The organism is Bradyrhizobium sp. CCGUVB14, assembly GCF_024199935.1.
In the GTDB taxonomy this organism is placed as follows: Bacteria; Pseudomonadota; Alphaproteobacteria; order Rhizobiales; family Xanthobacteraceae; genus Bradyrhizobium.
The window spans coordinates 2,775,245-2,788,548 of sequence record NZ_JANADS010000001.1; the positions used below are offsets into that span (position 1 = coordinate 2,775,245).

Here is a 13,304-nt window from a genome sequence, read left to right on the forward strand (position 1 = left end):
ACATGGCAGAAACAAGGGAGAATTCAAATCTCTGGCACAGCTCGGCGGCAATTCCAGCAGTTTTTCCCAAACGTTGTGAAACCGGCGCGAGGCGCGGCAGATCGCAAGCTCAGTGGCGGCCCCACGGACCCATGGGATTGCCGATGGGACCCAGCGGATTGCCGGCTGCGGTTCCGGCAGGGCTCGGTGCAGGCACGGGCGGCGGACCGGGTGGGTTGCCTGCATCGTTCCACGGGCCACGCGGGACCGGAGGAGGGGCGTTCTGCGGATCGGTCTGTGCGTCGGGCTCGTCGGTCTCGGGCTGGTCCGTCTCCTCAGAGGGGGGCGGCAGCGGACCGGGATCATGGCCGCCGGCGAACTTGACCAGCGCGTCGACGCGGGACTGCACGGAAGGGTGGGTCGCGAACAGATCCGAAAAGCCTTCGCGCGGATTGTCGAGGCAAAGCTCCATCACCGCGGAGGTCGCGCCCGGCAATTCGCCGCGGTTCTCGATCTTGCGCAACGCGGAGATCATGGCATCGGGATTCTTGGTCAGCTCGACCGAGCCGGCGTCGGCCAGATATTCGCGCGATCGCGATAGCGCCAGCTTGACCACTTGCGATACCAGCCAGGCCACCACGATCAGCACGACCGCGATGATGATGACCACGATGGCGCCGCCGCCTGAGCTCTTGTTGTCGCTGGACGAAGAGGACGACCGCGACGACGAGGAAGAACCCGACGACCACGAGCCGCCACCGGAGCTCCAGCTCAAATTCGTGAACAGCCGGAAGAACAATTCGCCGAAGAAGCCGACCACGCCGGCGATGATGACGGCGACCACCATCAGCTGCACGTCGCCGTTCTTGATGTGGGTGAGCTCGTGGCCGAGCACAGCCTCGATCTCCTGGTCGTTCAGCGCCTTGAGCAGACCCGTGGTGACGGTGATTGCATATTGCCGCGGGTTGAGGCCGGTCGCGAATGCGTTCAGCGCCGGGCTCTCCATGATCTTCAGCTTCGGCATGGTGATGCCGCGCGAGATGCAGAGATTTTCCAGCAGATTGTAGAGCCGCGGCTCTTCCTGCCGCGTGACGTCATGGCCGCCGGTCACCGCGTCGATCATCGACTGATGGAAGAAATAGGCGATGATGATCCAGGCAACTGCCGCGATCGTCGCAAAGGGGAAGGCGACGATGAGGTCGTGCAAGGCGCGGTTCAGATAATAGGCGACGGTCCCGTTGCCGTTGATGACGACCTCGGCGACCAGTGCGCCGGCATAGACCAGCACATAGACCAGCGCGAACAGGCCGGCGAGCAGCAGCATCGAACGAAACTTGTTCGAGGCGATGTGCGTGTAGAGACCATACGCGGCCATGACGCGTTGCCCTGCCGGTCTGTCGGCTCAGATCAGAACTTCACCTGAGGCGCAGCCTCGACCTCGGCGCGGCTCGCGCCCAGATCGAAGAAGTCCTTCTTGGTGAAGCCGAACATGCCGGCGAACAGAGCCGCGGGCATCTGCTGGATGCCGGTGTTGTATTCCTGGACCGCGTTGTTGAAGAAGCGGCGGCTGGCCGCGATCTTGTTCTCCAGGTCGGAGAGCTCGGACGCGAGCTGCTGGAAATTGGCGTTGGCCTTGAGGTCGGGATAGGCCTCCGACAGCGCGATCAGCCGGCCGAGCGCGCCGGAAAGCTGGTTTTCGGCGGCGGACACTTGCGCCGGCCCCTGCGCCGACATCGCCGAATTGCGCGCCTTGATGACGTCGTCGAGCGTGCCGCGCTCGTGCGAGGCATACCCCTTCACCGTCTCGACCAGGTTCGGGATCAGATCGTGACGCTGCTTGAGCTGCACGTCGACGTCGGCAAAGGCCTGGCCGACGCGCTGGCCCAGCGCCACCAGCCGGTTGTAGGCGCTGAAAGCGAACAGCACGAGGACGACGATGACGCCGAGAACGATCCAGCCGGTCGACATGGAGAACTCCTGAAGGGGAATTGGGGCGGACAGCGTAACCCAAAATCGGGCCGGGGCGAGCCCCGCGCGGAGGGAAGGTAAGACTTGGTCGGATCGGGAGCCATCCGAGTTCAGGGCAAAAGCGGCAAACGAGGTTAACTTTCGGACAGGACGGCATCGCCCCAGCGCCAGCGACGGGCGCCTGCATAGGCGGCCTTGTCGCGCCGCGCGACCTTGGCGAGTTCGACACCGTCCTTCGTGCAAAGCTTGGCCGTGATCTCGGCCTTGCCGACATCCGGCGGCGCGAGCACGCGCGCCGCGCGGGCCGCTGGTGGTGTGCGGGTCAGCGCCACGTAGATGAAGCGCTCGTCCTCGAACGGCACGTCGGCGCCCTTGATCTGGCGGTGCGCCTGCGAGCGCGGCAGGCGCTGATTGAAATGGCACCAGTCGGGTGCAACGAGCGGGCATGGCTTTTCGTGCGGGCAGGGCGCGGCGACATAGGCGCCCGCGGCGATCAGGTGCTGGCGCAGCGCAAGGATGCGGGCATAGCCGGCGGGCGTGCCAGGTTCGATGACGACCAGCGCGTGACGCGCTTTCGTCCACATCGTTTCCGCGAGCTTGCGCTGGTCGGCCTCACTGAGTTCGCCGATGATGTAACTGGCGACCACGAGATCGGCTTGCGAGACTTCGGCGAGGTTGGTGGCGGCATCGCCGGGCAAATAGCGACAATCGGCGAGGCGCGTGCTGTCCTGTGCCAGCTCAAGCGCGAGCCGGCTTAGCGTGGCGTTGGCATCGAGCAAGGTAAAATCCTGCAGCGATGAAAAGGCCTCCGCGGCGGCCCAGCTCGCGGTACCGGGGCCCGCGCCGACATCGAGTAGCGTTTCCGGGGCGAGATCCGGCGCGATCTCGCCCAGTGCATTCAGGCTTGCGGCAACAGCGGCGTAGGTCGCCGGCATGCGCGCCAGCGCATAGGCGAGCGCATCGGCGTCCGACTTGATCGTGCCGGACCCGCCGCCTGCACGATAGGTCGTCGAGATCTTCTGCGAGCGCTGCGCTGCGTCGGTGCGGGAAAATCCCTGCAGCCTGGCGTCGAGCGCGGCCTTGAGTTCGGCGGGGAGGGTGGGTGAGATCATGTTGGCCTACCGTCATTCCGCTCGCGTCGCGAGGTCCGGAATGACGGCAGAGATATCACGCCACGTTCTGATCGAGAATGTCCACGGCTTCGGACAGGCTCACCGAGACGAGTTGGGAGACGCCGCGCTCGGCCATGGTGACGCCGAACAGGCGGTTCATCCGCGCCATCGTGATCGGATTGTGCGTGATGATGACGAAGCGCGTGTCGGTCGAGCTGGTCATCTCGTGCAGGAGGTTGCAGTAGCGTTCGACGTTGTGGTCGTCGAGCGGCGCGTCGACTTCGTCCAGCACGCAGATCGGCGAGGGGTTGGTCAAGAACACCGCGAAGATCAGCGCCATGGCGGTCAGCGCCTGCTCGCCGCCCGAGAGCAGCGACAGTGTCTGGGGCTTCTTGCCCGGCGGCTTGGCGATGATTTCGAGACCGGCTTCGAGCGGGTCGTCGCTCTCGATCAGATGCAGCGCGGCCTCGCCGCCGCCGAACAGCTCGACGAACAGGCGCTTGAAGTGATTGTTGACGACCTCGAACGAGGTCAGGAGCCGCTCGCGCGCTTCCTTGTTGAGGCTCTGGATGCCCTGGCGCAGCCGCTTGATGGCCTCAACCAGGTCGTCGCGCTCGGTGACGAGGCCCGTGTGCTGGGTCTCGACCTCGCGCAGCTCTTCCTCGGCACGCAGGTTCACGGCGCCGAGGCGCTCGCGATCCCGGCGCATCTTTTCGAGGTCCTCCTCGATGTCGTGCAGCGGCGGCAGCTCCGCGCCGGGCTCGAGCTCGGCGAGGCCGGCGACGGCCTGCGGCTCGACTTCGAGCATGTCGCGGATCTCGCGCTCGATGTCCTCGAGCCGGCGCCGCGAACCTTCCATGCGCTCCTCGGCGCGCGCAGTGGCCTCGCGCGAGCTGGAGAGGGCTTCGAGGGTCAGCTTGGCGACACGATCGGTCTCGGCCATCGCGGTCTCGGCGGTGGCGAGCGCATCAGCGGCCATGCGGCGGTCGTTCTCGGCGTACTCGATCTCGGTGATCAGCGCGCTGCGCTTCTCGGCGAACACGGCGGGCGCGTTCTCGAGATCGCTGCGCTCGATCGAGACCTCGGTGATGCGGGTCTGGATGGTGTCGATATGGGAGGCCGCGCTCTCCTTGCGGTTCTGCCATTCGGTGCGCTCGGCGAGGATCGCCTGCACGCGACGGTCGGCGAGCTCGGCCTCGCGCGCCAGCGCCTGCGCCTCGGCGCGGACCTGGGCGGCCATGCGGCGATGGTTTTCGATGTCGCTGCGGACGGCGGCGAGACGGGTCTCGGTGTCCTCGCTCGACGGCAGCTCACTGATGCCGGCCTCGGCGTATTCGTAGGCGGCCTCGGCCTCGGCGCGATCGGCGGCGAGACGGCTGTGCGCTTCCGACAGCGTCGCCTTGCGCGCGGCGTGGCGGCTGATCTCGCGCTCGGCCGTGGCGTGGCGCTCGCGTGCGACGTTCAGCTCGCGCTGCGCGGCGCGCCAGGCCTCGCGGCTGGCACCTTCGGTGCTGGCGGCCATCTGCAGTTCGGACTCGGCGTTCTCCAGCGCCTGACGCTTGATCTGCGCGTCGATGCGAGCCTGCTCCAGCTCGTTCTCGATGTCGACGAGACGGGCGCGCTCGGCGAGACGCCGCGCGGCGCCGGTCGGGGCGTGGGCGGCGGCGACAAAGCCGTCCCAGCGCCAGACGTCGCCTTCGGGCGAAACCAGCCGCTGGCCGGTCTTGAGCTGCGACACCAGCTCGGCACCGCGCTCGCGCGGCACGACGCCGATCTGCGCGAGGCGGCGCGTCAGCTCGGCCGGCGCCTGAACATGGTTGGCGAGCGGCGTGACGCCTTCGGGCAGTTCCGGATCGCCCTCGGTGACGCCGGCATTGGTCCAGCGCATCGGCGCCGACGGATCGACGGGCGCATCGAGATCGTCGCCGAGTGCGGCGCCGATGGCCTTTTCAAAGCCCTTGTCGACCGTGATGCCGTCGATGATCGGCGGCCACAGATTCTTGGTCTCGCCGTTGACGATCTTGGAGATCGTGCGCGCCTCGGTATCGAGCCGCTGCACGCGCTTGTCGGCTTCGACCAGCGGCGAGCGCGAGGATTCCAGCGTCTGGCGCGCGGCGACGTGCGCGGCTTCGCTCGCCTGCGCGGCAGCTTCGGAGGCGGCGAGCGTCTGCTCGGCGGTCTCGACCACGGCGGTCAGTTCGTCGAGATCGCCGAAGCCGCCGGTGTCGGCGGCCAGCTTCTGCTCTTCCGCGGAGACGTTCGCGATCTCCTGGTCGAGACGCGCGAGCTTGTCGCGGTGGGTACGGACGTTGGCTTCGAGCTGGTTGCGCTTGGCGGTGAGGTCGGCGAGCGCGGTGGTGAGCTCGGAAAACTGCTGCTCGGTTTCGGTCAGCACGGCCTCGGCCTCGCCGACGCGTTCGTCGACGCCGGAGCGCTTCTCGACGCGCGACTTGATCTCTTCCTTCAGCTCGGCATCTTCGGTGTCGAGCCGCTGCAGCGCGACGTCGGCGTCCATGGTCTGCTGCTGGGCGCGAGAGATGTCACCCTCGAACTGGGCGAGACGGCGCTCGAGCTCGGCGACGCGCTCCTTGGCGCGCTCTTCCTCGCGGTCGAGCAGCTCGCGGGCATTGGTCAGGCGCTGCAGGCCGGCGGCGGCGCGCGCTTCGGCATCGCGCAGCGCCGGCATTTCGGCGGCACGGATCGCCTGGATACGGGCGGCTTCGGCCTGATGCTGGGTACGCTCGGCCATCTCGCGCACGGCGAGATCATGGGTCTGGCCGGATTCATTGACGTCGGCATGGGCGCCGATCCAGCGCAGGTGGAACAGCGTGGCTTCCGCCTTGCGGACCTTGGCCGCGACCTCGCGATAGCGCACCGCCTGGCGGGCCTGCTTCTTCAGGCCTTCCATCTGGCCGGAAAGCTGGCCGATCACGTCCTCGACGCGGGTGAGGTTGGTCTCGGCTGCCTTCAGCCGCAGCTCGGCCTCGTGACGGCGGGCGTGCAGACCGGCGACGCCGGCGGCGTCTTCCAGCACGCGGCGGCGCTGCTCGGGCTTGGCCTGAATGATTTCGCCGATCTTGCCCTGGTGAACGAGGGCGGGCGAACGTGCGCCGGTGGCGGCGTCCGCAAACAGGATCTGCACGTCGCGGGCGCGGACGTCACGGCCGTTGATGCGATAGACCGAGCCGGCTTCGCGCTCGATGCGGCGGGAGATTTCGAGCAGCTGGCTGTCGTTCATCGCCGCAGGCGCGGTGCGATCGGCATTGTCGATCGTCATCGTCACTTCGGCGTGGTTGCGCGCGGGACGATTGCCGGAGCCGGCGAAGATCACCGCGTCCATGTCGGCGGCGCGCAAGCTCTTGTAGGACGTCTCACCCATCGCCCAGCGCAGCGCCTCGACGAGATTCGACTTGCCGCAACCGTTGGGGCCGACCACGCCGGTCAGGCCGGGCTCGATGACGAAGTCCGTGGGCTCAACGAAGGACTTGAAGCCGTGCAGGCGTAGGCGGGTGATTTTCATAAGCACGCATCTCTGTTGGCAGGCGCGAATCCCCCTGCCGAGACAATACCATGGAAGGCAATGTCACTCTCTGGGGCGAGTCGCGCTCGGCGCCTCATGCGGCGGACAATGGCCGTGGTGTGCCGCGAGGGCAACCTGCGAAAGCCGCTTTTCCCAAGGGATTTATGCCGGGAAAGCTACGGCTTTCGAGATGCGAATCAGGATCTTGACGAGCGAATCAGCTCTTCAGCAGCGGATTGATCTTCTTCGCGAATTCCTCGAACGAGGTCTCGCCCTTGATCTTCTCGCCGTTGATGAAGAACGTCGGCGTCGAATCGACCTTCAGAACGTCGCTGGCATATTTCTGGTCGGCGGCGATCTTGTCGAGCAGCGCCTGGTCCTTCAGGCAGGCTTCCACCTGCTGCTGGGTGAGGCCGGCCTGCTTGCCGATCCGCGTCAGCGTCTCGGTGGTGTTCTTCATCACCCAGTCGTTCTGCTGGCGAAACAGCATGTCGGTGACGGCGAAATATTTCGGCGCGTCGCCATTGGCGATGCAGCGCGACAGCATCGAGCCGGCGGCGGCCTTGATGTCGAGCGGGAACTCGCGGAAGACGTAACGGATCTTGCCGGTGTCGATGTATTCCGACTTGATCTTGGGGAACACCTGCTCGTTGAAGGCCGCGCAATGCGGGCAGGTCATCGAGGCGAATTCGGTGATGGTGACGGCGGCGTCCTTCGGGCCGAGCGCCATGTCGGGCAGCGACACCGGCTTGGCGACATCCCCGGCGGCCTGAGCCATTGCTTCGGAGATGAACCGCAGCGGCGAGAGCCCGGCGAGCGCGGCAAGACCGGTCAGCGACAGCATCGTGGTGAAGGCGCGGCGGGTGATGATCAAGGTCGGCTCCCGAATTGGCGTGGTCTCGCGCCCTGAGCTCCCATCAGGGTTCCCGGGCGGCCTGTCGCTAGCTTGAAACGTGGTTTGAGGCAATGGCGAGCGGCAGGGACGGGTCCAGATTGGCCGCGAAATGAGGCTCAATTTCGCTTGATGGCGGCCCCGAGCCGCGCCAGCGCCGTCTTCAGTTCTTCATCTTCGATATCCCCCAGGCTCTCCGCCACCTTGGCGACGGCCTTGGGGTCCGGCGGGGCGGGCCGGGCCGGGCGGCGGGCACGCGACAGGGGGGCCTGGCGGAAGGCGAGCTTGCCGACCGCGCTCCAGCCGAAGAAGCGGTTCACCCGCTCCAGGATCACGTCGGCCGAGTGCTGGATTTCCAGCGCCATCGGGCCCTCGACCCGCAACACCAGCGTCGCCGGCTCCTGCGGCTGGCCCTCGACCGGCCGCGGCCATTGCATCTTGAGCGGCTCGGCATGGGCGGCGATCTCGGGTCCCGCAATCTGCTCCCACCGCGTCACCAGCTCGCGCGCGGCAAAACCCTGCTTGGCATAGGCCTCGGCAAAGACGTCGTTGAGCAGGATCCCGAGCGGCTTGGCGCTGATGGGGCCGGGTTTGGGAGGGAATTTGGCCATGGGCCCTTATAGCACTCCGGCGCGTGAGCCACAGGCTCTGTCGCCGTGAAGAAAGACGTGGATGCCCGCGACGGGCGCGGGCATGACGTGGAGAGATTGGAGTGAGGCCGCTACAGTAACCGCATGAGCCCGAAATCTGCCCTCAAGGCCAAGTCGGAACCAACGCAGCCGGTCGCGTCATCGCGGCCGATCGCGTTGCTCGCCTGGTACGACCGCCATCGCCGCCGATTACCGTGGCGCGCCGCGCCGGGGGAGACGTCGGATCCCTACCGTGTCTGGCTGTCGGAGATCATGCTCCAGCAGACCACCGTGAAGGCGGTCGGGCCTTACTTCGAAAAATTCGTCGCGCGCTGGCCGGATGTCACGGCGTTGGGGAACGCCTCGCAGGATGATGTGCTGCGGATGTGGGCCGGGCTCGGCTATTATTCGCGCGCACGCAATCTCTATGCCTGTGCGGTGGCGGTGACGCGCGAGCACGGTGGTGTTTTTCCCGATACGGAAGAGGGGCTGCGTGCGCTTCCGGGCATCGGGCCCTACACGGCCGCGGCGATCGCGGCGATCGCGTTCGACCGCCACACCATGCCGGTCGACGGCAATATCGAGCGCGTGGTGTCGCGCCTGTACGCGGTCGAGGAGGAGCTGCCGCAGGCAAAACCGCTGATCCAGCAGCTGGCGGCAACGCTGCTGGCCAATTCCCGCGCCGGCGATAGCGCGCAAGCCTTGATGGATCTCGGCGCCTCGATCTGCACACCGAAGAAGCCGGCCTGCTCGCTGTGTCCGCTTAATGAGGATTGCACGGCGCGTGCGCAGGGCACGCAGGAGACGTTTCCACGCAAGGCGCCGAAGAAGAGCGGAACGCTGCGGCGTGGGGCCGCTTTCGTCGTCACGCGCGGTGACGAGCTGCTGGTCCGCTCGAGGCCCGAGAAGGGTCTTCTTGGTGGGATGACCGAGGTGCCGGGCTCCGACTGGCGCGCCGGCCAGGAGGACACGGCGGCAAAACAGCAGGCGCCGGAATTGAAAGGGCTGTCGCGCTGGCAGCGTAAGGTCGGCGTGGTCACCCACGTCTTCACGCATTTCCCGCTGGAGCTCGTGGTCTACACCGCGAAGGCGGAGGCGCGCACGCGCGCGCCCGAAGGCATGCGCTGGGTGCCGATCGCGACGCTCGCCGACGAGGCGCTGCCCAACGTCATGCGCAAGGTGATCGCGCACGCGCTGGACTGAGGCTCAGGCGGCGCGCGCGGCGCGTTGGTCCTCCGCCGGCATCAGGAATGTGCGGTTGCGTCCCGTTTTCTTGGCCACATAGAGGCCCTGGTCGGCGCGCTCGATGACGTCCTGCACGTCGCGGTCGGCTTCGTCGAACAGTGCAAGCCCGACCGAGACGGTGAGGGGGATGACGGTGTCGCCATGGCGCACCGTGGTGCTCGCGATCGAGGACCTGATGCGGTCGGCGAGCAGGATCGCAGTCTCCTGGTCGATTTCGCGCAACAGCACCACGAACTCCTCGCCGCCGAAGCGGGCCGCCTTGTCAGTGGTCCGGATCGACTGGCTGACGATCTCGGCGACACGCTTGATGGCGTCGTCGCCGGCGGCATGGCCGTAGGTGTCGTTGATCTTCTTGAAATGATCGATGTCGATCATCAAGGTCGCCATGTTGCGCTTGTAGCGGCGGCTGAACGCGACCGCGTCTTCGGCGACGGCGAGGAAGGAGCGGCGGTTCATCAGGCCGGTCATGAAATCGGTGTCGGCGAGATGGCGCAGCTTCAGCATGTCCTCCTGGAGCTGCATCGCATTTTCGGTGGCGCGCAGCTCGGCTTCCTTGGTGCGTTCCTCGGCATGACCGATGCGGCGCAGCAGCGAACGCAGCGCACGCGAGAGCTGGACGACCTCCACCGAGCCGCTCTGCCGCGCCAGCATGGTCGGGCCATGGGCGCGGCCGATACGGTCCGCCTCCTGCGTCAGCGCGATGATCGGGCCTGCAATCCGGCGCGAAACCAGTACGGCCAGCGACAGCGCGATCAGGGCGGTGACCCCGCCGATCGCCAGGATCGTTTGCGCTGACGACATCGCGGCGGCGAGCGCCACGCTCGCGGGCTGGCTTGCGGTGACGATCCAGTTCAGGCCCTGGTAGTCGCGGTAGCCGTGGCCGACGTGGAACGCCGTCAGCATCTGCTGTCCGTCCGCCGTCTCGCGGAAGGTACCGTCGCGCGCCTTCAGAATGTCGGCGAGTTGGTCGCCGCCGTAGCGGATGGTTTCCTTCTGCGGACCGACCAGCACCATGCCGCCCTTGCTCAGGATCGTCAGCCGCGTGTCGGTATTGCCGTCGTTGGCTTCGGCGTCCTTGATCAGGTTGCTGGCCCAGGTCCAGTCCAGATGTCCGCCGAGCACGCCGAGCACCTTGCCGGAGGCATCGCGCACCGGCACGGCGATATCGACGAAACGATAAGGCTCGTTGTTGGCGCGCTGCGTCAGCAGCGAGGCCAGCAGGATCGCCTCGTGCACGTCGCTGACGGCGATCTTTTCAAGACCCTGCTTGAACCAGGGGCGCGCGGTCACGGATTTGCCTTGCAGCAGGCCGCCGGTCGAGGCGACGACGTTGCCGTCGATATCGGCAAAGCCGATCCAGGCGAAATCGAAGGAATGCTGGAGCGCCTCGAGCGCGCTGCGCAATTCGTCGGGATTGCCCTGCCACAGATGCTGCATCGGCTGCAGCTCGGCGAACAGCTTCATCTCCTGCTGGCGCGTCGCCATGAAACGGTCGAGTCGGCCGGATGTGGTCGATGCAATTCCGGCCAGGCTGTTCTCGACCAGCGCGGCGGTGCGCTTATAACTGATCAGTGCGGCGCCTGCGGCGAGCGTGCCCACGAGCACGATGGACATGGCAGCGACGGCCGCAGCGATCTGCGTCCGCACCGTCAGTCGATCTTCGATCGCGTGCAGGTGGTCTGTGATCCGTTGAAGGAAAGTCCGCATGGAAAGGCTCCGGTGTCACCGTCGCTCATGCCATGTCGTAACTTCCAACCGCTTACCGGCCGATTGCCCAATTGGATCGTATTGAATCGGTCGTGAAACCGGTTGGTTGAAGCGGGCTTAATCGGGCGCGCAATGCCCTGAATTCGTACAGTTTTCCGTAATTCTCCGGGAGTTTTGTGCTGCGGCGGATCGCCTGCTGCCATGATGGTGTCAGCAGGTCTACGCTAGGTCTCGACGGTCACGGAGGTTCGCATGGTCAAGACCGCGCTCGACAACTTCAAGAGACCGCCCTGCGCCGAGCTGCTCGGATGGCGCCTGCTCGATGCACGCCCCGAGGACGGCTGGATCAAGCTCGGCTTTGACGGCAAGCCCGAGTTCTGCAATCCCGCCGGCTTCATCCAGGGCGGCCTGCTCTCCGCCATGCTGGACGACACGATGGGCCCTGCGGTGCTCGTGATGAGCGAGGGCCGGCTCTACACCACGACCATCAGCATGACCGTGAATTTTCTCAGCCCTGCAAGGCCAGGGCCGATTATCGGCGAGGCGCAGGTGACGCAGCTCGGCAAGACGATTGCATTCGTCGAGGCCAAGCTGATGGCGGAGGATGGCACGGTGCTGGCGACGGCGAGTGCCAGCGAGCGGTTGTTGGAAGCGGCGAGGGTGGTGGGCAAATAAGCTAGCCGCGTACTCGACTTTCCTTCTCCCCTTGCGGGAGAAGGTGGCATAGGCGGCCTTCGGTCGCCGTTCTTAAGAACGCCGAAGCGAAGCTTCGGCTACGGCGCCGGATGAGGGGTATCTCTCCGCGAATTCAAATTGAGAGTTGAACACGCGGAGACAACCCCTCACCGAAGTGAGTTTGCATCCGCCAGCGGCGCTGCCCTCTCCCGCAAGGGGAGAGGGCGCATCAATGCGCATCTTGGGACGAGCGAAAGCTCACACCTTTGCCCGCGCGTCCTTGCTCACGATCGGCGGCTTCGCGTTCAGCGCCTCGACCTGGAAGCCCGCAACGCGCTTGTAGTTCGCGGCGATGTCTTCCAGCTCCTTCTGCGACAGCACGTCGGTGACGACATCGTAGCCATCCGGCGCGCGCTCCTCGACGAGCTGCATCACCTGTTCGGGGCCGTTCTTGCGGTTGAGCAGCACGAGGTCGGTGGTCGCGGGCCGCCGCTCGGCTTCATAGGCGAGCAGCGCCGCGGTGGTCGGACCATGCGCCAGGATCTCGCGGGTGATGGTGCGGGCATCGAGGATCGCCTGCGAGGCGCCGTTCGAGCCGATCGGGTACATCGGATGCGCGGCATCGCCCATCAGCGTGACCTTGCCAAAGGTCCATTGCGAGACCGGATCGCGGTCGACCAGCGGATATTCGTAGGCGTGCGGGCAGTTCCTGATCAGGCCGGGCACGTCGAGCCAGTCGAACTGCCAGCTCTCGAACCAGGGCAGGAACTCGTCCAGCCGCGCGGTGCGGTTATAGTCCTCGCGGCGCCACTGATAGGTCGGCGGCATGTGGCGCTCGGCGACCCAGTTGATCAGATGATCGCCCGCGGCATCCGGCTCCTTCGAGATCGGGTAGCAGACGAATTTCAGGATCTCGTGGCCGGCCATGATCATGGTGCGGCCGCTGAGAAAGGCCTTTGCCGGCGTCACGCCGCGCCAGAGGATGCGGCCGTTCCAGATCGGCGGGCCCTCCTGCGGATAGAGCTTTTCTCGCGCGGCGGAATGGATGCCGTCGGCGGCGATCATGATCGCGCCATCATAGGAGCCTGCGGCCTTGCCGGTGGCCCGGTCGATGAAGTCGGCGCGGATGCCGCCCCCCGTCTCGGTCCAGCCGGTCAGATGATGGCTGGTCAGAATGTTGTCGCGACCGAGCCGCTCGACCGCCGTGTCGAGCAGGAGTTGCTGGAGCGTGCCGCGATGGATCGAGAACTGCGGCCATTTGTAGCCGGCTTCCAGCCCGCGCGGCTCGCTCCAGATCGGCTTGCCGTGCTTGGAGAAATAAGCGAGTTCGCGGGTGCGCACGCCGCTGGCGTCGAGCTTGTCCATCAGCCCGAGCTCGATCAGCTCGCGCACCGCATGCGGCAGCACGTTGATGCCGACGCCGAGCGGCTTCAGTTCCGCGACGCTCTCGAACACTTTCACGGGAACGCCGATTCCATGCAGGCTGAGCGCAAGCGTCAACCCGCCGATGCCGCCGCCGGCGATGAGTACCGTCATGACCAAACCCCTCCGACTGCGGGCGTCTTGGCATAGCCGGG

Annotated in this window: 10 protein-coding genes; 2 read left to right on the top strand and 8 right to left on the bottom strand. The window is 66.3% G+C overall.

Annotated features, from left to right (window positions below):
- Nucleotides 1-109 precede the first annotated feature (109 nt).
- The 6 genes from NLM32_RS12785 to NLM32_RS12810 form a co-directional block, all read right to left on the bottom strand.
- Complete coding sequence (locus tag NLM32_RS12785; protein WP_254129328.1) at nucleotides 110-1,354, bottom strand: M48 family metallopeptidase; 1,245 nt, start codon at nucleotides 1,352-1,354, stop codon at nucleotides 110-112.
- A gap of 32 nt (nucleotides 1,355-1,386) precedes the next feature.
- Nucleotides 1,387-1,947: a LemA family protein gene (locus tag NLM32_RS12790; RefSeq protein WP_254129329.1), complete on the bottom strand. Its 561-nt coding sequence runs from the start codon at nucleotides 1,945-1,947 to the stop codon at nucleotides 1,387-1,389.
- Between the two features lie 134 nt (nucleotides 1,948-2,081).
- Complete coding sequence (locus NLM32_RS12795; protein WP_254129330.1) at nucleotides 2,082-3,059, bottom strand: small ribosomal subunit Rsm22 family protein; 978 nt, start codon at nucleotides 3,057-3,059, stop codon at nucleotides 2,082-2,084.
- 55 nt (nucleotides 3,060-3,114) lie between these two features.
- A complete protein-coding gene (gene smc / locus NLM32_RS12800; protein ID WP_254129331.1) occupies nucleotides 3,115-6,579 on the bottom strand; it encodes a chromosome segregation protein SMC in 3,465 nt (1,154 codons plus the stop codon).
- A gap of 217 nt (nucleotides 6,580-6,796) precedes the next feature.
- Nucleotides 6,797-7,453 (bottom strand): DsbA family protein, encoded by a 657-nt coding sequence (locus NLM32_RS12805; RefSeq protein ID WP_254129332.1) that lies wholly within the window; start codon nucleotides 7,451-7,453, stop codon nucleotides 6,797-6,799.
- A 137-nt stretch (nucleotides 7,454-7,590) separates the two neighbouring features.
- Nucleotides 7,591-8,082 carry a DUF721 domain-containing protein gene (locus NLM32_RS12810; RefSeq protein ID WP_254129333.1) on the bottom strand — a complete coding sequence of 164 codons (492 nt, stop codon included), beginning with the start codon at nucleotides 8,080-8,082 and terminating at the stop codon, nucleotides 7,591-7,593.
- Nucleotides 8,083-8,205: 123 nt separating this feature from the next.
- On the opposite strand from NLM32_RS12810, the gene mutY reads away from it, so the two are divergent.
- Nucleotides 8,206-9,303 (top strand): A/G-specific adenine glycosylase, encoded by a 1,098-nt coding sequence (mutY, locus tag NLM32_RS12815; RefSeq protein ID WP_254129334.1) that lies wholly within the window; start codon nucleotides 8,206-8,208, stop codon nucleotides 9,301-9,303.
- 3 nt (nucleotides 9,304-9,306) lie between these two features.
- Here mutY and NLM32_RS12820 read toward each other — a convergent pair whose 3' ends face one another.
- The gene (locus tag NLM32_RS12820) at nucleotides 9,307-11,052 is read right to left on the bottom strand and encodes a sensor domain-containing diguanylate cyclase (protein WP_254129335.1); all 1,746 of its coding nucleotides are present in this window, start codon (nucleotides 11,050-11,052) and stop codon (nucleotides 9,307-9,309) included.
- Nucleotides 11,053-11,304: 252 nt separating this feature from the next.
- Here NLM32_RS12820 and NLM32_RS12825 point away from each other — a divergent pair, with 252 nt between their 5' ends.
- Nucleotides 11,305-11,727 (top strand): PaaI family thioesterase, encoded by a 423-nt coding sequence (locus tag NLM32_RS12825; protein WP_254129336.1) that lies wholly within the window; start codon nucleotides 11,305-11,307, stop codon nucleotides 11,725-11,727.
- 258 nt (nucleotides 11,728-11,985) lie between these two features.
- Here NLM32_RS12825 and NLM32_RS12830 read toward each other — a convergent pair whose 3' ends face one another.
- On the bottom strand, nucleotides 11,986-13,263 hold the full coding sequence (locus NLM32_RS12830) for a flavin-dependent oxidoreductase (RefSeq protein ID WP_254129337.1): 1,278 nt from the start codon (nucleotides 13,261-13,263) through the stop codon (nucleotides 11,986-11,988).
- Between the last annotated feature and the right edge of the window lie 41 nt (nucleotides 13,264-13,304).